20 protein-coding genes are annotated in these 23,556 nt (G+C 56.2%); 1 reads left to right on the top strand and 19 read right to left on the bottom strand.

The genetic code is table 11. From position 1 onward, the window contains the following. Positions 1-40: 40 nt before the first annotated feature. The 19 genes from ACFPDR_RS07715 to metE form a co-directional block, all read right to left on the bottom strand. The gene (locus tag ACFPDR_RS07715) at positions 41-2,404 is read right to left on the bottom strand and encodes a TonB-dependent siderophore receptor (protein WP_226348324.1); all 2,364 of its coding nucleotides are present in this window, start codon (positions 2,402-2,404) and stop codon (positions 41-43) included. Positions 2,405-2,661: 257 nt separating this feature from the next. After that, positions 2,662-3,651: a FecR family protein gene (locus ACFPDR_RS07710; protein WP_376910960.1), complete on the bottom strand. Its 990-nt coding sequence runs from the start codon at positions 3,649-3,651 to the stop codon at positions 2,662-2,664. Between the two features lie 81 nt (positions 3,652-3,732). After that, the gene (locus tag ACFPDR_RS07705; protein ID WP_376910959.1) at positions 3,733-4,236 is read right to left on the bottom strand and encodes a sigma-70 family RNA polymerase sigma factor; all 504 of its coding nucleotides are present in this window, start codon (positions 4,234-4,236) and stop codon (positions 3,733-3,735) included. Positions 4,237-4,477: 241 nt separating this feature from the next. Beyond that, positions 4,478-5,632, bottom strand: a complete 1,155-nt coding sequence (locus ACFPDR_RS07700) for a YncE family protein (RefSeq protein ID WP_376910958.1) — start codon at positions 5,630-5,632, stop codon at positions 4,478-4,480. Between the two features lie 40 nt (positions 5,633-5,672). Continuing rightward, a complete protein-coding gene (locus ACFPDR_RS07695; protein ID WP_240688283.1) occupies positions 5,673-8,045 on the bottom strand; it encodes a TonB-dependent receptor in 2,373 nt (790 codons plus the stop codon). 289 nt (positions 8,046-8,334) lie between these two features. After that, a complete protein-coding gene (locus ACFPDR_RS07690; protein ID WP_376910957.1) occupies positions 8,335-9,303 on the bottom strand; it encodes a FecR domain-containing protein in 969 nt (322 codons plus the stop codon). Positions 9,304-9,310: 7 nt separating this feature from the next. After that, positions 9,311-9,814, bottom strand: a complete 504-nt coding sequence (locus ACFPDR_RS07685) for a sigma-70 family RNA polymerase sigma factor (protein WP_137430273.1) — start codon at positions 9,812-9,814, stop codon at positions 9,311-9,313. A gap of 234 nt (positions 9,815-10,048) precedes the next feature. Further along, complete coding sequence (locus tag ACFPDR_RS07680) at positions 10,049-10,744, bottom strand: fumarylacetoacetate hydrolase family protein (RefSeq protein ID WP_371476718.1); 696 nt, start codon at positions 10,742-10,744, stop codon at positions 10,049-10,051. Further along, positions 10,741-11,277, bottom strand: a complete 537-nt coding sequence (ppa, locus tag ACFPDR_RS07675; RefSeq protein ID WP_009462201.1) for an inorganic diphosphatase — start codon at positions 11,275-11,277, stop codon at positions 10,741-10,743. The genes ACFPDR_RS07680 and ppa overlap by 4 nt, the downstream gene beginning before the upstream one ends. 28 nt (positions 11,278-11,305) lie before the next feature. Next, positions 11,306-12,811 (bottom strand): heme biosynthesis HemY N-terminal domain-containing protein, encoded by a 1,506-nt coding sequence (locus tag ACFPDR_RS07670; RefSeq protein WP_035272839.1) that lies wholly within the window; start codon positions 12,809-12,811, stop codon positions 11,306-11,308. Positions 12,812-12,814: 3 nt separating this feature from the next. Next, on the bottom strand, positions 12,815-14,173 hold the full coding sequence (locus ACFPDR_RS07665; protein ID WP_376910956.1) for a uroporphyrinogen-III C-methyltransferase: 1,359 nt from the start codon (positions 14,171-14,173) through the stop codon (positions 12,815-12,817). A gap of 24 nt (positions 14,174-14,197) precedes the next feature. Next, positions 14,198-14,998 carry a uroporphyrinogen-III synthase gene (locus ACFPDR_RS07660; protein ID WP_060185187.1) on the bottom strand — a complete coding sequence of 267 codons (801 nt, stop codon included), beginning with the start codon at positions 14,996-14,998 and terminating at the stop codon, positions 14,198-14,200. A 6-nt stretch (positions 14,999-15,004) separates the two neighbouring features. Beyond that, complete coding sequence (gene hemC / locus ACFPDR_RS07655) at positions 15,005-15,967, bottom strand: hydroxymethylbilane synthase (RefSeq protein ID WP_239054338.1); 963 nt, start codon at positions 15,965-15,967, stop codon at positions 15,005-15,007. Further along, complete coding sequence (locus tag ACFPDR_RS07650) at positions 15,964-16,089, bottom strand: hypothetical protein (protein WP_003799533.1); 126 nt, start codon at positions 16,087-16,089, stop codon at positions 15,964-15,966. Before ACFPDR_RS07650 ends, hemC begins: the two co-directional genes overlap by 4 nt. Before the next feature lie 4 nt (positions 16,090-16,093). Beyond that, entirely contained in the window at positions 16,094-16,798 is a 705-nt protein-coding gene (locus ACFPDR_RS07645; RefSeq protein WP_035272842.1) for a TerC family protein, read from the bottom strand. A 301-nt stretch (positions 16,799-17,099) separates the two neighbouring features. After that, on the bottom strand, positions 17,100-17,981 hold the full coding sequence (sucD, locus tag ACFPDR_RS07640) for a succinate--CoA ligase subunit alpha (protein WP_009461784.1): 882 nt from the start codon (positions 17,979-17,981) through the stop codon (positions 17,100-17,102). Between the two features lie 21 nt (positions 17,982-18,002). Then, a complete protein-coding gene (gene sucC, locus ACFPDR_RS07635) occupies positions 18,003-19,163 on the bottom strand; it encodes an ADP-forming succinate--CoA ligase subunit beta (RefSeq protein ID WP_009461782.1) in 1,161 nt (386 codons plus the stop codon). 84 nt (positions 19,164-19,247) lie between these two features. Continuing rightward, a complete protein-coding gene (locus tag ACFPDR_RS07630) occupies positions 19,248-19,826 on the bottom strand; it encodes a DUF2889 domain-containing protein (protein WP_035272843.1) in 579 nt (192 codons plus the stop codon). A gap of 272 nt (positions 19,827-20,098) precedes the next feature. Next, positions 20,099-22,393: a 5-methyltetrahydropteroyltriglutamate--homocysteine S-methyltransferase gene (gene metE, locus ACFPDR_RS07625; RefSeq protein WP_226348333.1), complete on the bottom strand. Its 2,295-nt coding sequence runs from the start codon at positions 22,391-22,393 to the stop codon at positions 20,099-20,101. A gap of 117 nt (positions 22,394-22,510) precedes the next feature. Between metE and ACFPDR_RS07620 the strand changes: the two genes are divergently transcribed. Then, a complete protein-coding gene (locus ACFPDR_RS07620; RefSeq protein ID WP_026483398.1) occupies positions 22,511-23,431 on the top strand; it encodes a LysR family transcriptional regulator in 921 nt (306 codons plus the stop codon). Positions 23,432-23,556: the final 125 nt, after the last annotated feature.

Here is a 23,556-nt window from a genome sequence, read left to right as displayed (position 1 = left end):
CCGAGCTGGATGGGCGTGTCCGGCTGCCGGCTTTGTTGCCTTACATTCGATATTGCACGGTCAGATAAACAGTGCGTGGGGTGCCATAGTAATTATGGTCATAACTGATCGACTGGAAATAATGGCGGTCAAACAAGTTATTGATATTGACGGCAGCACTGAGCTGATCGCTAAACTGATAGGCGACGCGGGCATCCGCGACGGCATAGCCACCTTGCTTGCGTCCGTAGTAGCCGAAGCTGGACGAAGCACTTTGCAGATTCAATCCCGCGCCCATGCTCCATTTATGCCATTGCCCTGGCAAACGGTAATTGGCCCAGACTCGTGCCATATGACGTGGCACACCCGTATTAGCGGAAATATCGTAACCCACAGACGGGACATCATTGCCCCGGTTACGCGTCTGGGTGTAGGTATACGAGGCAGCCACCTGCAAGCCACGCAAGATTTCACCGTTGATTTCCGCCTCAAAACCCTGACTACGAACCTGCGCAGAGGGCCGGTAGCACGTACCGCCGCAATTCAAGTTGGCCACGCTCTCAGGCACCGTACCATCCTCGAAAGCCACGCCCTTTTGATCAGTGCGGAAAACCGCCAACAAGGTATTGACGCGTCCATCCATCAACTCGCCTTTCAAGCCCAACTCGTAATTACGACCTGTGACAGGACTCAGAAAAGCACCGGAGCGGTCGCGCTGGCTTTGTGGCCGAAAAATATCGGCGTAACTGGCATAGACGGACCATTGATTATCCAGATCCACCACCAACCCCATAAAGGGGGTGAACTTGCTGTTTTCCTTGGCATTGGTTTCGGATTTCCCCCAAACACCGTCAGACAGGTAGGTCTGCTCATACCAGGAGAGACGGCCACCTACTAACACGGAAAAGGGCTCGGCGAGCTGATAGCGTGCCGTGGCATACACGCCTTTCTTGTCCGAACGATAGCCGTCATCCATACGATTGGCAGCAATAATATCTTCACTGGCCAATTCGGGAGCGGTGACACGCTGCTGGTACGACGCATTCAGGTTCTCTACATTTCGCATCCAGCCCCACAAGTCATGGCTGCGCAAACGAGAAAAATTAGCGCCCAGGGTGACATCCAGCTGCCGGTCAAACAAACGAGTACGTCCGTTCAAATAGGCATCGCCACCCCATTGGCGCGACACCATATCAAAGGCGTAGGCGTCTCCCCGAAAGGTATTAGGAGGGCCCAAACGCCCTGTCCGGAGCAGATACTTCACATCGTTGGACTCACGCACACGCACTAAGCTGGCCTTGAATTTCCAGTCCTCGTTAAAGCGATGCGCAAAATCTGCAAACCAGGTGTCCTGAGTCTTGGACGTATGGTTCCAGGGTGCGCTCAAGTTCGTATGCCGCGGGTAGTCTGGCATAGAGCCATCACCATAATTGGGCAAAGCCGACCAATCGATGACACCATAGGGTTTCTCGCGGCTATAACCCAAACCTACTGTGGTGGCCGGCCCCAGATCAAAGTCGAGAGCCCCGTAAAACGTGCGATCCACCGAACCCACATAATCGCGGAAGGAGTCTTGCTTGTCATAATTCAACACCACCCGTCCGCGGACAGTGGCCGAGTCGTTCAGTGCGCCGGACAAATCCGCCTGAGCACCGTAGCGGTCCCACGATCCAGTTGTGCCAGTAAATACAAACTGTCGCTCGTTGGTGGGACGTTTACGCACCATATTCACCGACCCTGAAGGATCCCCCGCGCCTTCAAATAGACCTTGCGGACCACGCATGATTTCAACGCGATCATAAATCGAAGTATCTGAATTAAAGGCAGAGCCACGCGCATACAACTGGCGCTCCAAAGGCACACCGTCAAACTGATAGCTCTGGATAAAGAAGCCACGCGAATAGAACTGACCACCGGGATCATTGGCCACCATAGTGACACCCGGCGCCTTGTTCAAGGCATCCCGAATATCGGTCACACCCTGATCATCCAGCTGCTGACGGGTGATGACCGAGACGGCCTGTGGAATCTCCCGCAAGGACTGCTCACCCTTGCTGATACTGACTCTGGGGGTGACATAGGATCCACTCCCTTCCGTCGCCAGGCTCGTATTGGCCATAACCGTGATCGGAGCCAATTGCGTAGTGTCATCACGGCTTGCTAGGGTTAAAGAAACCGTTCGCCCTTTCCAGCTGGCTTGCACGCCCGTCCCCCTCAACAAGCTTTGCATAGCCTGCTGCGGCGTCATGCGCCCCCTGACTGGCGCTGCCTGAAAGCCACTGACGGTATCGGGCAAATAATAGATTTGAATGTCTGCCTGCTGCCCCAACTCAAGTAAAGCCCGGTTCAGGGATTGAGCCGGAATAGAGATTGACAGCGCAGGCGCGTCCTGCGCAATCGCCTGCCCCAAGGGACTGAACGACAAGGCCAGTGCCAATACGCTGAGCCCTACACCCTGCACCGGGCGTAAGGCAAAAAGAGGCCATCGTTTATTTGTGTTCTGTGGATACACCGTAGTACTCGTTATAAGGAAAGCGACGCACAAAGCGACAAGCCCTTTGGCCAAAGGCAATCAGGGACGCAAAACTGTCCCTTCCCTCATAAGAGTCAATCAGGAGCAAACTCCGTAACGATTCTCGTTCCTAAATTGAAAGCAATTGTATCCTTCAAGGAATATGTGGTCTAACGAGCCGCAATACCCAACCGGCCATCGGGTCCTTGGACAATCACCACGGGTGCCAATGAGGGCAGGACGCCCAGAAAAGCCTGGGGATCATTCACATCGAAAACACCGGTCACTCGCAGCCCGCGCAAGGATGGGCTATGCAGCACAATGCCTGGCTCCTTGTAGCGATTGAGCTCGGCTACGATGTGCTCCAGTGGCTCAGCATCGAAAATGGCTCGACCCTGACGCCAGGCCAAAGCCTGCACCATATTTCGTGACTGCACGGAGGCCTGTTGACCGCTGCCCAGACGCACACCCTGCTCCCCTACGAGGTTGTAATTGGTGCTGTTCCACCAGGGTCCGCTCTCTACACGTACCGAACCGGAATCAACCGCCACATCAACCGTGTCCGTCTCGCGTCGCACATTAAAACGAGTGCCCGTCACCCGTATCACGGCCTGGCCGGCATCGACATTAAAAGGCCGATCTGGCTCGGAGCGCACCTGGAAAAAAGCCTCCCCTTTTTCCAACACGACGCGGCGCTCGGACTGATAAAAGGACACGTGCACCACGCTATCGGTATTCAGACTGATCAGCGATCCGTCCGGCAAGGTCTGCTCAAGCCGTTCGCCCTTGCGGCTGACATAGCGCTGGGTATATTGCTCACTTTCCAGCCAACGCTGCGGCCCCAGAACAGCGACACCCGCTATCGCCGCACAGGCACTTCCCAACCCTGCGATAAACGCTCTACGTCCCCATTGCGGTGCCCGAAGGCGAGTGTTTTGTGCCAAGCGTGCCTTGAAAGCGGCATCCGGTGTTGCCTGCGCAATCGACCACATGGCTTCCATGTCCTGATAAGCCTGCGCATGACGCGGGTCCTGTTCACGCCATTGCTTGAGCAGCGTCTGATCCCCCTCCTGCATCAGGCCACCTCGCACGCGCGCAAACCAGAACGCGGCAGCGTCGTGTGGATCATCAGGAATGGGAAGTGAATGGGATAAGCTCATAGTCGCTACGATAGCTCGCCGGTTAATCCCTGTACCAATGCGGGTGAAGACAGAAAAGTGCTCATGGCGTGCATCGTTATATTAAGAGGAAAACTGCTGCAACTTAAGCTGCAAATGACGCATGCTGCGGGTCAGGTACTTTTCTACCGAACTGACAGACAAACCCAGATGACTGGCGATTTCAGGCACAGTCCAGCCTTCCAGCCTGTGGCAGGAAAAAACCCGCTGACAGACGGGTGGCAGCTCATCCAGGGCCGCCAGCAAGGCTTCCGACAACTGCCCGCAATAGGCTGCCTCCTCGGCGCCCGACACCACGGGATGATCCTGTTCGCTCAGATCCTGCAAGGGAATCGTTAAAGCAGGCTGCTCCCGCTTTTGTCGCTGTATCAGACTGTTGGCCGCACTGCGATGCAAATAGGCTCTGGGATTGCTGATTCGGGCTACGTCTTGCTCCAGCATTCCGGCAATAGCATCGTGGGCCACATCTTCCCCATCACAGCTGTTTGATGAACGTCGCGTCCACGTCTTAACCAGCTCGTGGTAATGCACGAGCCAAGTTTTACGTGAGGACGAAAAACGCGACATAGAACGGCATGGGGTAAATAGATCAAGGGGACATAATAATAACAACGATTCTCATTATTGTTATTGTGTTTTGATCCGAACAGGAAAAAGCCTTGAAACAAAAGGATCATCTCCTGAGATCTTTGTCTCCTTTATCAGGCAAACGAACAAAAAAAAACCGCCAACTAATCTGCCCCCAAAGCTTGGATGGTTGTCCAATATTTGGGGTGCAGTTCAAATGGCGGGCGTTCTTGAAACAAGCTTAACGAGGCGCTAACCGGGCCACGCCTTCCCTTGCTGTTCTGCTCTCTTCCTTGATGGACACGTAGACATTTCCCGAAGCTGCATCCAAGGCCAAACTATTAGGGTGCGGCACCAAAGGCACCGTCGCCAAAAGCGTGTAGTCCTCTGCATCCAGCACGCTGACCGTGCCGCTATCCCGGTTGGAAACATAAACACGGTCCCGGCCTTCATCCAGCATCGGTGCAATGGGAGCCTTGCCCGTCGGTACGCTGGCCAACAGGGCACCGTTTCTGGCATCAATCGCCACCATCCTATGTCCGGTTCCGCGCTTTTCATACTCCGTCAGCCCGGCTTTCTCCTTGCGCAAGGTATCCATACGCTCCGAACCCAGATCACTTGCCAGCAGACGATGGCGTTTGTGGTCATAGGCCAGATTCAGCAATTGATCCGCCTTGACCTCCCATTGGGTTTTGATGGTCAAGGTCTTTGTATCAATGCCAAATACCTGTCCCTGCAAGTTGGACACATAGAGCCTATTGCCCTCTTTATCCAGAGCAATGCCCGCTGCGCCTGCTCCCAGGCCAGAAACAACCTGATCCAGTTTCAGATTGGCCGTATCGACGACATACAGCACACTGCCTTGGGCACTCAGACCCGGAGCATAGAGGCGTTGCCGCTTCTGATCCACGACCAGCTCGCGCAGCAGATGCGGATAGATCGTTTTATCGCCGTCGTAACGGATGGGCTCGGCCAATTGCACGACGCCAAGAACGCGATTTTGCGCCGTATCGACGACCGTCACCGAGGCCGTCAGTGCGTTACCCACGTACAGACGGTTGGCGGCATCATCCAGTGCAACTCCGAACCCACCCCGCTCCAGCGGAATTTCTACTGTCACCGACAAATCAGCTGGATTCAGACGCAAGATTCTGGAAGGCTCACTGACAGGATCCGCGCCCCCGGCTGATGCCACAAAAACCGCCTGCTGACGCGCCGAATAAGCGAGTTCATACAAGCGCGGCGCAATCATTTTTCGTGTCACCTGTATCGTTTCCTGCGCTTTTTGCTCCTGGGTCGCGGGACTTACCGCTGCCCGCTTGTCCGCACCCAATTGTGCGCAAGCAGCCGTCACGCTGACGCAGGCCAGCAATCCATATCGCTGCCATTTATTCATAGTCCACCTCGTGCTTGGTAATAAGTGAAATTCGTCTGGATTAGAAATCCATGCTGGCGGACAACATGAATGTTCGAGGAGCGCCCTGCCAGAGCTTGCCGCTACCGCCAGCCGACCAATAGGCTTTGTTGGCGATATTCAGTACATCGGCACGCAAGGTCAGTGCATGACCGCTGATGGAAGTTTGATAACGCAAGCCGGCATCAAAGATAGTTCTACCCGCCGCACGCATCGAGTTATCGCTGCTGTAATACTGTCCCTGGATCGCCTGCATATTTCCTGTTGCCGTCAGACCTGTGACACCAGGAACATCCCACTCCACACCCAACTTGCCTTGCCACTTGGGTCTGGCCATGACGAACCGCCCTTGATTGACACCACCGGCTGTCTTGCTCAACTCGGCATCCAGATAGGCAATGCCCCCCATCAGACGCAAGCCCTCTACGGGCTCTCCAAAGAAGTTCAGTTCCAGGCCACGATTACGCTGCTCACCATCGAAGGAGAAGATATTGCTTGTGGGGTCGATATAGCTGTTGGGCAGGCGGATTTGATAGGCACTCAATGTCGCGGCAAAATCACCCAGATCCAGCTTCACACCCACTTCATGTTGTCTGGTTTTATGCGGTGCGAAAATTTCACCGGCGTTATTGGTGCCCACTGGAGCAATCGCCCCCTCGCGCAATCCTTCGATGTAGTTGCCGTAGACGGAAACCTCATCGCTGAGCTTGACCAGCAAGGCCGCCGATGGAGAGGTGGCCGACTCCTTGTAGCGCGCCGTACTGACACCACTGACAGGGTGGAAAGACTCGCTCAGGACGTTTTGATGCCGGATGCCCAGTGTCAACATGATGCTATCGTCCGCAAAGGACAGGGTGTCAGCGATGCCTACGCTGCTCAGGCGAGACAAGGCGGTTTTGGGCACGTCCGATTTGCCGATGACTGTTGCGGGAGCTGGCCCCCAAGTAGGAGCATAGATATTCGTGTACCAGTCCGTGGGCAATAGTCCGACAACCGTTTTGGAACGCACTTCTTGCTCATAGTATGAAACGCTCAGGGCCAGTTCATGCCGCACGCTGCCCGTGCTCAGGCGGGCCATGATGCCCACATCACCTGCCTTGCGATCCAGCACTTGGCGCTGCTGTCCAAAATTGTTTCGATAGCGGCCCTGCGGATCGGTGACCGCAAACACCACCCCGAGCAAGCCGTCATAATCCGTGCTGCCTTGGCCGTAGTTACCGTAAACCGTCACATCCTTGCTCAGATCAGCTTCGCCACGCAGCACAAACGCGGTGTCCTCGGCACGGGAGTATGTCCAGTCTGGTGCCAAAGCCTGCCCTGGTTTAGGTACATCGGGCGTATCCAATCCGCGACCCACCGTAATGCCACGCGTGACACCTTTCACATTGTCTTTACTAACGTAAAAGTCAGCCGCCAGCCGTACGGTATCCGTACGCCAATCCAGCCCCAATGCAGCCAGAGTTGCCCGTTTCGACTGCTTATCGGTAGCCGTACTTCCATCCTGATACAAGCCGTTGAAACGAATACCAAACTGCTGCTTGTCACCAAAGCGGCGCCCTACATCGACATGGCTACCATATTGGCCATCGGAGACGAACATGCCGGTTAAACGCGCCAACGGCGTTTCAGTCGCACGTTTGGGGACCAGGTTCACACTCCCGCCCACTGAACCGCCGGGCGGCATGCCATTGAGCATGGCAGACGGGCCTTTCAGTACCTCAACCCGTTCCACTAACTCCAAAGGGACACGGTTATAAGGCAGTAAACCGTACAAGCCACCAAAGGCAATATCGCCCGAACCCACGTCAAAACCGCGAATCACAAAAGCTTCGCGCACAGTGCCACGCATGCCCAGGTCGTACACCGCAGCGTCAGTAGAGCCAATTACCCGCGCCAAATCCTGCGCCTGCCGTACCGCTTCTTCCGTATAGCTGATGGTGCTGAACGGCGTCTCCATGAAATCCTTGTAGCCCAACAACCCTACCCGACTGCCCGTGGCCACCTTGCCGCCTGCATACACCGGCGTCAAATCCCCACGATACAAACCGGTGACAATCACAGGACTGAGCTGCGTGACGCCACCCGCCTGGATATCGACAGAGGACGACATGGCCGTTTCAGGCAAGGAACGCAGCACATAGCGGCCGCCGCTTGTAGCGACCGCTTCATAAGTCGTGTCGGCAAGCAAACGAGCGAAGCCGTCCTGAACACTGTACTGCCCTTGCAGGGGGCGGCTTTGCAAGCCCGCCAATTGTTGCGGCTCAAACACCAGCTGTACACCAGAAAGCGCGGCAAACTCGGCCAGAGCGTCACTGAGCTTGCCCGCCGGCAGAGCGTAAGTTCGTTTGGCGCTGGTATCCATTACGTCAGCAGCCAGGGCGGGAGAGCTGGCCATCAAGGAGGTTGCCGTCAACGCGCAAAGCGTGGAACTGAGAAACAGAGCGAGAACATCTGCTCTAAGCCGGAACACAGTGCGATGGGGGTGTGAAGTCTGCGCGTCAGCCGTTTTGCGGGCCAGTCTGGACAGACATGCGTGAGAAGCCATGCTAGGAACCTTTCGTCAATGGAGGTGAAAACCTGCGACGTCATGCGTCATGAGAGGTACACCGGACGAGACGAAAAAAGTGCTCACTTTATGGAAGATTTTTTTCAAACCTTGAGCAAACGCACGGAGTTGCGCCTCTTTAAAGCTGCGGAACCAGCTCCACCCAATATGATGAGTAAGTCACGATGCGCAATGGCAAAGACTCCGCCAGGCTGGCCAAGGCGGCATCAGTATCCTTCAAGGACAAGGCCCCCGATACGCGCAACTGCGATAAGGTCGGATCACAACGCAGCACACCCGAGCGATACCGCCCCAGCTCGGCCAGCACATCCTCAAGCCGCATGTCTTTGGCCAACAAGATGCCCTGCTCCCAAAACACATCCGCGTTTTGTAATGGGCGAGGCGTGCTGACACCCCTGATATCAAAGTCCGCCTGCTCACCCGCTGATACGCGACGAGACGACCCCGCCAAAGGCCGAACCTCGACGGCATGCTCCAGCACCGCCACGCGGAACGTATCACCATCCAGCTGGCGCACACTGAAACGTGTCCCCAAGGCACGCACCAGTCCGGCGGAGGTATCGACCAGAAAAGGTCTGGGAACGGCAAAAGAGTCCGGCTGGGTCGTAATCAGAATCTCGCCAGCCAGCAAATGGAGTCGGCGCTCGGTCTGGCTTTGTGCAATATTCACGGCGCTGCGCGTATTGAGCACCAGCTGGGAACCATCAGGCAGAACCAGAGGTTTACGCTCCCCCGTTCCTGTGGCCACATCAGCGGTCAAGCGACGCCAGGGAGCCTGACTGACGGCCAGCATCCCCAAGGGCGCAGCAAACAGCAACGTCCCCAGCATGCGCAAGGTGTGACGACGTTTGTGGCGACGATCCAGCTTCTCCACCACCTCTTTGCCTATCTCCGCTGGCAACTGATCGAAAACATGAAATACAGCCTGTGTTCGCGTCCAGGCATCTTCATGAGCCGGGCTTTTTCTGCGCCATTGTTCGAAAGCCTGACGCTCGCTGTCTGAAGGCGTGTCGTACTGGAAGGTCATGGCCCAGTTGGCCGCCTCTTTCAGCAGATCGTGCTGGATGGTGCCCGTGGATGAAGACATGCTAGCCCTATGCAACCGCCGCGCAGGCAACCAGCGCTTTCTGGATGTAGCGACGCACCGTAATCAAGGGCATCTTCATATGCTCGGCAATCTGAGCCAGCGTCATGCCATGCAGTTGCGCCAGCAAAAACACCTCCCGAGTGCGCGGCGTCAAGCTGGCCAGCATGGCGTCTATCCGCATCAAGGCCTCGATGATGATCAGTCTGGTTTCCGGGGATGGCATATGCACAGCGGGAAGATGGACAATGGCTTCCAGATAAGCCTCTTCCACCGACTTTCTGCGCCAGTGATCGACCAGCAAGCCTTTCGCGACATGCGTCAGCAAGGCACGCGGTTCACTGCCAAGACCTGGGGAAAATGTGCGTGCTGTCAGAATGCGCTCAAAGGTGTCCTGCGCAATATCAGCGGCATCATTGCTATTGCCCAGCTTACGGCGCAGCCAGCCCTGCAGCCAGCCATGATGAAGGCAATAGAGCGTTTCAACCGTCATCACGGATAGCTTGTCAGACATGGGTGTATTCATTGAAAGCCTGGAGTCAGGCAGGGAGACAAATAAGAATAAGTCTCAATTATCAATAAATTACTTCTGACAGGCAAGATATACCGTCATCTACACACGCCTGACCGTCAGACGGCAGACATGCAAATGACGACGCGCCCCCGCCTTGCATCAGAAGACCCAATGAATAAACCCGTCTGGAGACTGCTCTCCAGACGGGTTCATGACCAGCTATTCAGACCTGGATCAGACCAGACGCACCTCTATGCTACCCAGACCATCGATCGCCCCGTGCATCACATCGCCACGTTCCACCGAGCCGACACCGGCTGGGGTTCCCGTGAAAATGATGTCGCCTGGGAACAACTCGAACAGGCCCGACAGGTAAGCGATGGATTCAGCCACATTCCAGATCAGCTGATTCAAATCGCCGGTCTGGCGACGCTCGCCGTTGACGTCCAGGGTGATAGCACCTTGGGACAGCTCGCCAATACGGCTGCGTGGGACCAGAGGGCCGGTCGGCGCGGAGTGGTCAAAGGCTTTGCCCACTTCCCAGGGACGACCAGCTTTTTTAGCTTGCGTCTGCAAATCCCGGCGGGTCATGTCCAGACCCACCGCGTATCCCCACACACATTCAGCAGCCTGCTCCACGGTCAGATCACGCCCACCCTTGGACAAAGCCACGACGAGTTCGATCTCGTGATGCAGATCCTGGGTGCGGGAGGGATAAGGCATGTCGCAGACTTGGCCGGGCACCACATTCAAGATGGAGTCTGCCGGTTTGCAGAAGAAGAAAGGATCTTCGCGACCAGTAAAACCCATTTCCTGCGCATGCTCGACATAATTGCGGCCGACGCAGTAAATGCGGCGTACAGGAAAAACCTGCTCACTGCCCTGTACGTTCAGGGCCGCAACGGCGGGTGCGGGAATGACGGTACTCATTTTGCCTGGCCGTCAGCAAAGCGCTTGGCACCGTCTACCAGCTCTTTCTTGGCAGCTTCAATACCGTCCCAGCCCTTGACCTTGACCCATTTACCTTTTTCGATGTCTTTGTAGTGCTCGAAAAAGTGCTTGATGCGCTCCAGCTCTTCAGGCTGCAGATCTTCAGGCGACTTCACGTTGCGGTACAGGGGGTACAGCTTGTCGGTAGGCACGGCCAGCAGTTTGGCATCGCCACCGCCTTCGTCGTCCATATGCAGCACGCCGATGGGACGGCAAGGAATCACGGCACCGATCTGGATTGGGAAAGGAGCAATCACCAGCACGTCAACCGGGTCGCCATCGTCCGAAATGGTTTGCGGAACGTAGCCGTAGTTGCAGGGGTAGTGCATGGCGGTCAGCATGAAACGGTCCACAAAAACCACGCCGTTCTCGTCAACTTCGTATTTGACGGGGTCCGAGTTCATGGGGATTTCGATGACTACGTTGATCTCGTCGGGCAGTTTTTTGCCAGCAGGTACTTGGGCGAGGCTCATTCGTGCAAACCTTTAAAAATAAAAGAAATTAATCGTTGGAGCGTCGAGGACGATCCGAAGTTTGAGAGAGATCGACCCCAGGGATGGGAGCCGTATCAAAGTAATCATCCAGATCCGAAGAGGAGCTCAAGCTGTCTTGCGAAGGCGTGGCAGCAGGAGGCACTGGCTCGGCCACCACAGGCAATGGACGGCCCTGATCCGGCAGGTCCTCGGCCACGACGCTGGCGGCATAGGTGTAATGCGGCAGATCGTCGTCATCCTGCGATGGCAGGCTGTCTGCATCGGTATGGCTAGGGTCATGACGAGTATCGGCTGCTGGCAAAGCCGTGCTGACCGCCAGAATCGGTAAGGTGCCGGCCATGGAGGCGGCCTTGCGCCAGTAAGAGACGGCTTCGTCGTGGCGACCCAGGCTGTCGTACAGATTACCCAACAAAGCATGATTGCGCAGATCGCCCTGGATTTTCAGGCTACGCAACAGGTAATGCTCACCCTGCCCCCACAATTGGCTGGTCAGGCACAGATGGCCCAAGGTGGACAGCAAGACCGGATTGTTGGGCTGACTGCGCAGCCACTCTTCGGCCTTGGCCAAGCGGCGGCCCACATATTCAGGTGGGCACTGGGCGTAGGCTTCCAGCAAGCGGCTGTCGAAACTGGCTGCAATCGCAGGCTCCAGGATACGACCGGCTTCTTCATAATTGCCTTCATGTTCTTGAATCAGGGCAGCTTCCAGCGCGACGCCGGGCAGGATCTTTTCTTCGGACTTCAGATCCGACCATAAGGCCTTGAACTGTTCAGCACCACCCACACGCAAACGAGCAGCAGCGGCAAATTCGATGTGGTTCAGTGCCTCTTGACGTTCGATCCCACTGCGGCGCACCAGCAAACGGGTCAACTCGTAAACACGTTCGGCATTACCTTGCTGGCGATAGGCGCGCAACAACAAACGAGTGGCGTGCAAGTGGCGCGAACTGGCATCCTGCAAATCCTGCAGCAGCTCGATGGCTTCTTCGGTACGATTCTGATCCAGGTACAGCTCGGCCGAAGCCACGGCACTGGCCTCTTTCAAACGGGCATCATCGCCAGCGGCAGCACGAGCGGCGGCCAAGGCTTCGTCACGTTGAGCAATCTGACCTTGGTAATGCGCAGCACGCGCTGCTGCCAAACCTGCCACGACTTTGCTGGACTGCGAGCGGGTTTTGCTCATCAGCTTCATCAAGTCTTTTTCAGCTTGCTCGTAACGACCTTCCAGAATGCTGATCCAGCCAGTTTCCAGCAAAGCCTGGTCACGGCGTTGAGCGCGACGACCACGCCACAGGCGGAAACGCTCCGGACCATCGCTGAACCAGGCCAACAGGCGCAGCAGTACGTACAGCACGATGAACAGCCCCAGCGTGCACAGGACCACGTAAGTCAGCGAAGCACGTGCCAGATAATGCGGCGTGACCAAATAGACATTACCGGCGTGTTCACGCAAGACCAGAGCCAGCGCGACCGCAGCGATAAATAAGATGAGAGTCCAAAACCAAGTACGCATACCTTACCCCTGCGCCTGAGCCGGCTGTTCCGTCTCGGATTGAGCGGGAGTCGCAGACTCAGTCTGTTCGGCAGCAGGAGCAGCGGGCTCCTCCTGGCTGGCAGGTTCTGTGGATTGAGGAGGGTCGGACAAAATAGGGTCCGTATCGCCCTGCTCGGTCGTGGTGTCGTCGGCATTGTCCTGACTGCGGCCGGCCTGAGCCTGACGCAGGCTCTCAATGGCCGCCAAGGTGTTATTCACGGTAGGCAAACGAGCACCGATGCGGGTGTCCTGCAATTGGCGGGTCAGACGCAAGGCCTGCTGAACCTGACCGGATTGCGTATCAAAGCGTTTTTCCAGCGCCGTCGCGACTGCGTTCAGCTCGGTCTGCCAGACGGCGGACTGATTCATCATCATGGCCAGTTGGGCGGCCATAATGCGCAGACGCAGGTTCTCTCGCAGACGGGCAGCCTGATCCGGCGACATCAGCAAGGCGGCGGCATCGTCGACACGACGGATGGAGACAAACTGCCCCAGATCGTGGCTGACCGAGCGCCAGGCGCTGCTACCCCACTGTTCCACCGTATTCCAGCTGCGCTCCCACCAAGGGGCATCAGCGGCCAGTTCCGTAGGTTCCTGAACGTCGGACTGCAAGTCCAGCGCTTCAGTATTCGCACCACCGGCAACGTCATCCGGCACCAGCAAAGGCGCTTCCGAGACGTAGCGCGACAAAGTATCCAGTTGACGCGACAAGGAGGCCACATCCACCGTGGCAGCGGCGCGCAGGCGTTCCAGATCGCCATTCAGTGTTTGTTGCAAGGAAGCCAGACCGACGCGATTGGCACGAGCCAATTGCGCCTGAGCAGCTTCCAGAGAAACGATGGCATTGGCCACATTGCCACCCAGCATCAGCTGTTGCTGCGCAATCGTGGCCAGGTGATCAATATCATTCAGCAAAACCAGTTCCGACCCGCTGTCTGTCATGGTCTGGAAGGCTTGGCTCAGATCATGAAACTGTTCGGTGGAATCGTTAAAGGATTCTTCCAACTGGGCAAGCTTGTCGGATTGACGCTGCGCCAAGGCCAGGGCCTGCTGCGCGGTTTGGCGCGCCTGCTCTGTCGTGTTGATATTGGTCGCCAGCTGGGCTTGCAGCTCGGCCTTATGCTTTTCCAGCAATGAATTCTGGTACCAAAGACCGGCAGCGGCCAGCACCACCACAACAGCCGTCAAAGCATAAGCCGGACCCGCGCCACTTTTACGCTTTTGCGGCGCAGTGGTGCTATCTTTGGGTTCGGAATACGGACGAGGAGCCGCTGTATTGGCTGGGCTGGAAATGGGAGTCTCCGGTTCGCTTGCGGATGCGTTCTCTGTTTTATCGTTCATGGCAAGATTGTAATCCGTGTGAGGCTAATCGCGCGAGAGCACCGCCATCAAGGCAGCGACAATGTCATCATCGTCTGGCGTACACCTTTTTACCATTGGTGGCGCTGCGATTCCAGCCTGCAACAATAAGGACTGTAAATGTTCTTCAATACGCGGATGTATGACCACATAGGCACATTGCGCCCAAACATCCAGTAAACCCAGGCTTTGTACATTGGCGAAAACCGCATCGGCGCTTTGAGAACTGCTGAGCAACACGGCCAGACGGCCCGCCTGCAAACTGTCACGAATTTGACGGCCCTGCTCTGTACTCCACTGGGCGGGGCTACGCTGGTAAATCGCCAGGCGCTGGACCTGAATACCGTGATTTTCCAGTTGCTGTCCCAACCATTCACGACCGCTATGACCACGCACAATCAGAACCCGCTTAAATTGCGCCAGTCGGGGCTCCAGCACCGCCCACAGAGCCTCTGAGTCCTGCAAGGAATCCGTATTTTCAGGGTGAAGTACGGCATCTGGGGAAACGCCCGGCTGGGCGCGCAAACAGGCCGCGGTAGCAAAACCAACAGCAGCCAGCAATACCTTGTCAGGCCAGCGTTGGCCGCGCGCTTGCAAAGCCGCAAAGTAAAAATTGACCGCACTGCTGCTTACAAAGAGCACCAGGTCAAAATCCTTGGGATCTTGCCATTGTTCTTCGGACAGATTTTGCGCTTCCAGGCTCAAGGCGGGCATAAGCAAGGAAGAAAAACCCTGCGCGGCCAAGGCAGCCGACAGGGTTTCGTTCCGTCCCGCGGGGCGGGTCAGTAATACACAGGGCAGATTCATGCCGCTTTACTCGCCTTCTGCGGGCTGTTCCGTAAGCAAGCGATCCAGAATGGCTTGAGCACCTTGCTGCTTCAGATCTTCCGCCAGCGACAGACCCAAGGCTTCCGCATCTTTGGCCGCACCCGTGATCTGAGCGCGGTACACCGTGGAGCCGTCAGGTTCGGCAACCAGGCCGCTCAGGCTCAGCTCCTCGCCATTCAGGGTGGCATAAGCCGCCAATGGCACCTGACAGGAACCACCCAAGGCACGCGATACGGCACGCTCGGCCAAGGCACATACGTGGCTGGTGGAATGCGCCAAAGGCGCCAACCATTGAGCCACATCGGTACGAGTTTTCAGAATCTCGATGCCCAAGGCCCCCTGCCCGGCGGCAGGCAAGCTGTCTTCGGTCGAGATGTAATCGCGAATACGCTCGGCCAATTCCAGACGACGCAAACCAGCCGAAGCCAGAATAATGGCGTCGTAATCGCCACGATCCAGCTTGGACAAACGGGTCTGGACATTGCCACGCAGGGGACGGATGTCCAGGTGCGGGTAGCGCTCTCGAATCTGGGACTCGCGGCGCAAACTGGAAGTGCCTACGATGGCACCAGCAGGTAAAGCCGCAAGATTGGGATAAGTATTGGAAACAAAAGCATCGCGTGGGTCGTCCCGCTCCATGACGATGGGCAGGTCAAAGGACTCGGGCAACACCACCGGCACGTCTTTCAGGGAGTGCACCGCCAGATGGGCGCGGCCATCCAGCAAGGCGGTTTCCAGCTCTTTGACAAACAGGCCCTTGCCACCCACTTTGGACAGCGTACGATCCAGAATCTGGTCACCACGGGTGGTCATTTCCAGCAAGGATACCTTGCACTGCGGGTATAGCTGCTGCAAAAGGTCGCGAACATGCTTGGCTTGCCACAAGGCCAGTTGACTGGCACGAGTGGCAATAACCAATTCCTGAGGAGTAGAAGCCACAGCGGTCATGCAGCAAAATAGCGCACGATGGCGGCAGCAACAATACCGATAATGGCCAGGATCCCTAAGCCTTGCAGCAGGGACAAACCGCTTTCCTGACCTTTGGCGTCGGAGGATTTAAAAATTGCCATAGAACTAAGCTTCCTTGGTAGAACCTTTACGGTGCGCCAGCCATTTGCCCAGCGCCACCACTAATAAGGCACAAACAATCTCGACCCCGAGTTTAACAGGCTGGGGCTGCACGCCAAATTGATTTTCCACAATCTTGTCCGTGACCAGCATGCCGCCTGCAATCCAGCCCAGCAAGGCACCGCCCAGGGTGACGACAATAGGGAAACGGTCGATCAGTTTCAAAACCAGGGTGCTGCCCCAGACAATAATGGGGACACTTAGCAATAAACCAAAGATCACGTAGCCCAGTTGATGATCCAGGTGCGCGTTTTGTGCTGCACCGGCAATGGCAATCACGTTATCCAGGCTCATCACGAAATCCGCGATGATGATGGTTTTGACGGCAGCCCAGATGGTTCCGCCCCCTTGAATATTGCCGTGTGCGTCGTCGTCCGGCATCAGCAGCTTGATACCGATCCACATGAGCAACAGACCACCCACCACTTTCAAAAATGGCAGATCCAATAAGGTCAGAGCAAAGAAAATCAGGACCACACGCAGGATAATTGCGCCTGCGGTCCCCCACAAAATGCCTTGCATGCGCTGCTGCTTGGGCAAGTTGCGACAGGCAAGTGCGATCACGACGGCATTGTCGCCACCGAGCAAAATATCAATCAGTACAATTTGAAACAGTGAACCCCAATGCAGGGTTTGGAGGAATTCAATCATTTCGTTCCCGTATAGCTAAACGTGAGTTCTCTTCCCAACCGCGGGACAAACGTTCTTTTTCTGTCGCCAGGCTGTCCCAAGACAACAACGCCCCTTAAAGCAGCAAACTAATCCTAGCCTGTGCAACATCGGGGCTTCTTTTTCTTACTTGATTCGTTTGAGCATGATCAGGCTGGCCAGATTCGGGAAGGAATGCGCCGGGTTGTGGTGTTTTTCTTGACGAAACCGGCTGGCCAATTTTGCCCGGCTGCACAGGGCAGCCAGACAAAGAGCCCGCCAAAGCGGGCCCTGGTACTACTATTTACAGCACTTCTTTGAGCAGCTTGCCCATTTCGGATGGGTTGCGAGTGGTACGAATACCGCAAGCTTCCATCACTTCCAGCTTGGCGTCGGCCGTGTCGGCACCACCGGAGATCAGGGCACCGGCGTGACCCATGCGTTTTCCGGGAGGCGCTGTCACACCAGCGATAAAGCCAACAACGGGCTTGGTCATATTGTCTTTAGCCCACAAAGCCGCGTTGACTTCGTCTGGACCGCCGATCTCGCCAATCATGATAACGGCATCGGTATCAGGATCGTCGTTGAACATCTTGAGCACGTCGATGTGCTTCAGACCGTTGATTGGGTCGCCACCGATACCCACAGCCGAGGATTGACCCAGGCCCAGTTCAGTTACTTGAGCAACGGCTTCGTATGTCAGCGTGCCGGAGCGGCTGACCACACCGATGCGGCCCTTGCGGTGAATGTGGCCGGGCATGATACCGATCTTCAGCTCGTCAGGAGTGATCAGACCGGGGCAGTTCGGGCCCAACAGCAAGGTTTTGCGGTTTTCAGCGCGCATGCGGTTGCGAACTTCCAGCATGTCGCGAACAGGGATGCCTTCGGTAATGCAGATAACCAGATCCAGGTCAGCTTCAACAGCTTCCCAGATGGCAGCCGCAGCGCCTGCGGGTGGAACGTAGATAACCGACACAGTTGCGCCAGTTTCAGCCTTGGCGTCGGACACGGAGGCGTAAATGGGTACACCTTCGAAATCCTCACCAGCACGCTTGGGGTTCACGCCAGCCACAAAGGCTTCCATGCCGTTACCGTATTCACGGCACATGCGGGTGTGGAATTGGCCGGTCTTGCCGGTGATCCCTTGCGTGATGACTTTGGTGTCTTTATTGATCAGAATCGACATTTGCTAATCCTCAACCTTTTCTTACTTGGCGGCAGCGACAACAGCAGTCGCCGCTTCGGCCATGGTGTCAGCACTGATGATGGGCAGACCGGAATCGGCCAGCATTTTCTTGCCCAGCTCTTCGTTGGTACCCTTCATGCGTACCACCAGAGGCACGTTCAGGTTGACGGCCTTGCACGCAGCGATCACGCCTTCAGCGATCACGTCGCAGCGCATGATGCCGCCGAAGATGTTAACCAGAATGGCTTTGACGCCCTTGTTGGCCAACATGATCTTGAAGGCTTCAGTAACTTTTTCGGCCGTAGCGCCACCGCCCACGTCCAGGAAGTTGGCAGGCTCGCCGCCAAACAGCTTGATGGTGTCCATGGTCGCCATGGCCAGACCGGCACCGTTCACCAGGCAGCCAATGTTGCCGTCCAGCTGGATGTAGGCCAGGTCGTACTTGCTGGCTTCAACTTCAGCAGGATCTTCTTCAGCCAGGTCACGGAAAGCCACGATATCGGGGTGACGGAACAAAGCGTTGCCGTCGAAGTTGAACTTGGCGTCCAGAGCGATGATGTCGCCCGAGCCGGTCAGGATCAGAGGGTTGATCTCGGCCAGTTCAGCGTCGGTTTCGGTGTAGCACTTGTACAGCTTCTGGAATTCAGCAACGGCTTTTTCGATAGAAGCGTCAGGAACGCCGATACCGCGAGCCAGCTTGGTGGCTTGCTCGTTGGTCAGGCCAACAGCAGGGTCCACGAATTCTTTCAGAATGGCGTCGGGGTCGCGCTCGGCCACTTCTTCAATTTCCATGCCGCCTTCGCTGGAAGCCATCACGGCCACGCGCTGGGTAGCACGGTCGGTAACGATACCGACGTAGTATTCCTTCTTGATGTCCGCGCCTTCCTCGATCAGCAGGCGACCCACTTTCTGGCCTTCAGGGCCAGTTTGGTGAGTGATCAGCTGCATGCCCAGGATTTCCGAGGCCAGTTGACGCACTTCGTCCATCGAGCGAGCCAGCTTGACGCCACCGCCCTTGCCACGGCCACCGGCGTGAATCTGGGCTTTGACAACCCACACAGAGCCACCCAGCTCCTGCGCAGCTGCAACCGCTTCATCGACGGAGAAGGCAGGAATTCCGCGTGGCACGGCAACGCCAAACTGCTTAAGCAGTGCTTTGCCCTGATATTCGTGAATTTTCATGTGATACCTGTCAGTCTAAAAACACAATAAAAAAAGAAGGCAGGAACTCCAGGCCTGAGCCCGAGACCTGACTAAAACAAAAAACTAATCCACCCCGTCTGTGACTTTAGGTCGATACCAGACGGGATAAAACTCCTCAACCACGGGACCGCTCAAACGCAAGGCATGGCAGCCATCCAGATGGAAAGGCTGCTTGTCGGTGCGATAAATCTCTGATTCCCCGCTGCTGCGACGTCGCCCGGCCATGGTTTGTACGGCGGCGGTTGGCAACACTTGTGCCAGCTCGCTCATGTGCGTACAGCCAGCCGAACGCCCAAAGCGCTCTTTGACACCCTGACGAAACTGCTTGAGCAAATTCAGGCCCACCAACTTCTGGTAGGCGTCCGCAATGGACGAACAGTTGTCCTGGTAAGGGGCTGCATCGTAGACCGCCACGGCATCCACAATGGCAAAGCTGCTATCGATAGTGATACGCAGATGCATCAGGTGGACAGGATCACCTGCCTTATGGGTTTGGCCGTTGCGTATGGGAAAGTCGTAGGACTTCACATCCAGCAGCGAGGCCTCCAGGTCCCAGAGGCCATCTTCCCGTGCAAACGACTCTACCGTGATGGTACGCGTATGCAATGGTTCACGGGCGACGGACGGCGGGGGCAAAGGCATTGATATGAACGGGGCGGCAAGATTGAAACTGATCAAGTATAACGCACCTCGTATGTTCCGTATCAGCCACTTACATAATCTGTAAGCGCATCCCAAGCGGGCCAAACACAGGATCTACGCGGTGTCGATCCTACGGTATACCAAATTTGCATGAAAAAAACGACCACCTGACGGGCGGTCGTTTTCATCCAGCCTGGGAAATCGGGTGGCAGGACGAAAAGCGCCCTGCCCTGTCAATCTATTCAAGCGGCTTATTTTAAGCCTGCACCAAATCAGGCTAACGCCCGCAATGCTTTGGCCGCATCCACCATGGCCAGCAAGGCAGCCTCAGTTTCAGACCAAGCCCGCGTCTTCAAACCGCAGTCGGGATTCACCCACAAACGGTCGGCGGGCAAGCGCTTGGCCGCCTCCCCCATCAAGCGCACCATCCAATCCTTATCAGGCACATTGGGCGAGTGAATGTCATAAACGCCAGGGCCAATATGATTGGGATACTCAAAACTCTCGAAAGCATCCAGCAAGAGCATATTGGAGCGCGAGGTTTCAATCGTGATCACATCCGCGTCCATATCGGCAATGGACTGCATGATGTCGTTGAACTCCGAGTAGCACATATGCGTGTGAATCTGGGTTTCATCGGACACCGCGCTGGTGGACAGGCGAAAGCAATCCACCGCCCAATCCAGGTAGGCCTGCCAATCACCCTGACGGAGCGGCAAGCCTTCACGAAAAGCGGGTTCATCCAGCTGGATGACACGAATGCCGGCCTGTTCCAGATCAGAAACTTCATCCCGCAAGGCCAAAGCCAGCTGGCGGCAAGTATCGGCACGGGGCTGGTCGTCACGAACAAAAGACCACTGCAACATCGTCACTGGCCCCGTCAACATGCCTTTGACGGGCCGATCAGTCAGTGATTGGGCGTAGGAGGACCAGGCCACACTCATTGGCGTGATGCGCAGCACATCCCCAAAGATAATAGGCGGCTTTACGCAACGCGAACCGTAGCTCTGTACCCAACCGTTTTGCGTAAAGGCAAAGCCACCCAGCAGTTCACCAAAGTACTCCACCATATCGTTGCGCTCGGCCTCGCCATGCACCAACACGTCCAGACCGATCCGCTCCTGAAAACGAATAACTTGCTCGATTTCTGCCTGCATCGCTTTTTCATAAGCCGCATCACTCAGGGCTCCCCCACGCCAGTCGCGGCGAGCAGTACGAATTTCCGTGGTCTGAGGAAACGAACCAATCGTGGTGGTGGGATAGGCGGGTAACTTCAGCTTGTTGCGCTGGGCCTGGATACGCTGCGCGAAGGGCGTACGTTGACGCTTGAGCTGGTCAATCTTGGCCATCTGGGCTTGTACGGCAGGATTATGCGTGCGCTTGGACTCACGGCGCGTTTGCAAAGCAGCTTGCTGAGCTTGAACCGCTTGCTGACCCGCTTCGTCCAAAGTGCCATCCAGCAATCCTTGCAACAGTTTCAGCTCATCCAGTTTTTGCACCGCAAAGGACAGCCAGCTCTTTAATTCAGCGTCCAGGCCGGTTTCACTTTGCACATCCACAGGGACATGCAGCAGCGAGCAGGATGGCGCAATCCACAGGCGCTCGCCCAAAGCCGCTTTCAAGGGCTTCAAGGCTTGAACCGTTTTTTGCAGATCGGTGCGCCAAATATCCCTACCCGAAATCACACCGGCAGACAGCACCTGGTCTTGCCCCAATACCGCTTGTACGGCCTGCAAAGCAGCCGGAGCACGCACCGCATCCACATGCACACCCGCCACGGGCAAATCCTTCAATACCGCGACGTTCTCATGCAGATCATCAAAATAAGTCGCCAGCAGCAGCTTCAAGCCGGATTGATTCAGACCTTGATAGACGCGACGGAAGGCGTCTTGCCACGCTTGAGGCAAATCCAGAACCAGAACAGGTTCGTCAATCTGTACCCATTCCACACCCTGAACTTTGAAACGGGCCAGCACTTGTTCATACACAGGCAGCAACGTATCCAGCAAGGCCAGCTTGCCCGCATCTGCCAAGCCCTCATAGGCATCGCCCTTGCCCAGCCACAACCAGGTCAAGGGTCCGGGAATCACGGGCTTGACCTTGTGCCCCAGAGCCTTGGCCTCTTCAATCTGCTCAAACAAGAATTCACGGGCAATCCGGAAGCTTTGACCTGGTGTGAATTCGGGCACGATGTAGTGGTAGTTTGTATCGAACCACTTGGTCATTTCACAAGCAGCGGCAGGGGTACCGCTGGGCGCACGGCCACGCGCCATGCGAAACAAGGTATCCAATGACACGGGTGCATTTTCGGCCTGGCCGAAACGGGCGGGAACCGCTCCCAGCAAGGTGCTCCACTCCAGAATCTGGTCATACCAGGCAAAATCGCCCACAGGCACCGTATCCAGCCCAGCCTTGCCTTGCAAACCCCAATGCTGGGCGCGCAAGGCTTTGCCTGTTTCCAAAAGCTCTTGCTGGCTTACCTGACCGGCCCAATAGGCTTCCAAAGAGCGCTTCAATTCGCGCTGCGCGCCCATGCGAGGAAAACCCAGATTATGAATAATAGTCATAGTAAGCCCATAAATTAGAAATAAAAGGCCCGTATCAGGCGCTTGAAATCTATTGTGCCTGTATACTTATTTGAAAAAAAATCAAATACACCATGCTAATCATGAGTTTTCCTCAACATGCTTGAAATCCGCCATCTCGAAACCCTGAGCGCCATCCGCGACAGCGGCAGCTTGCAAGAAGCCGCCGAGCGCCTGCATGTTACGCAGTCCGCCCTCTCGCACCAGCTCCGCGACCTGGAAGTGCGGCTTCAAGTGCAATTGCTGAACCGCCGCACCCGCCCTGCCCGCCTGACCACCGCCGCTCTGCGTATCCTGACGCTGGCCGATGACATCCTTCCGCGTGTACGCGCCACCGAGCGCGATTTGCAAAGACTGGCCGCCGGACGCACGGGACGCCTGCATGTGGCCATTGATTGCCACTCCTGCTTTCAATGGCTGATGCCAGCACTGGACGCATTCAGGCAGCAATGGCCTGACGTCACGCTGGACTTGAGCGCGGCTTTTTCCTTTGCGCCCTTGCCCGCCTTGATGCGTGGGGATCTGGATGTGGTGATCACCTCGGACCCGCAGGACAATCCGGCTGTCCATTACGAACCCCTGTTTCGCTACGAGCTGGTGCTGGCTGTCTCCAACCAGCACCCCTTGTCGCAGTACCGCTATGTGGAACCTTTTCAATTGACCGATCAGGTTCTGATTACCTACCCGGTAGAACGCAATCGTCTGGATATTTTTACGCAGTTCCTGACGCCAGCCGATGTGGAGCCCGCTGCGATTCGGCAGGCCGAGCTAACGCCCATGATCGTGCAACTGGTTGCCAGCCAGCGTGGTGTGACGGCGTTGCCAAACTGGGCCTTGACGGAGTTCTTGAACCCGGCCTCGATTCGCACTTGCCGTTTGGGAGAGCACGGTATCTGGCGCACGCTATACGCCACGGTACGTAGTGAGGATTTACAAGCGGATTATGTGCAGGCCTTTTTGGCACAGGCACGAGAGACCTGCTTCAAAAGCCTGCAAGGAATCGTGGCGGCGCAGTCTTGAGCCATTTAGCAATGGCATGGCAAAACTCTGTTGCAAGCACTATGTAGATAGAGGAAAAGTACAGGCGGGCGGGCTCATGCCACCTTGAACGAGAGAGACCACATTTTTTGATGGCGGCAGCAGAC

Origin of the sequence: Alcaligenes sp. GCM10023179, assembly GCF_042653705.1 — a bacterium.
Lineage (GTDB): Bacteria > Pseudomonadota > Gammaproteobacteria > Burkholderiales > Burkholderiaceae_B > Alcaligenes > Alcaligenes phenolicus.
Note: the sequence above shows the minus strand (reverse complement) of the source record. Positions and strands in the feature narration are given on the sequence as shown.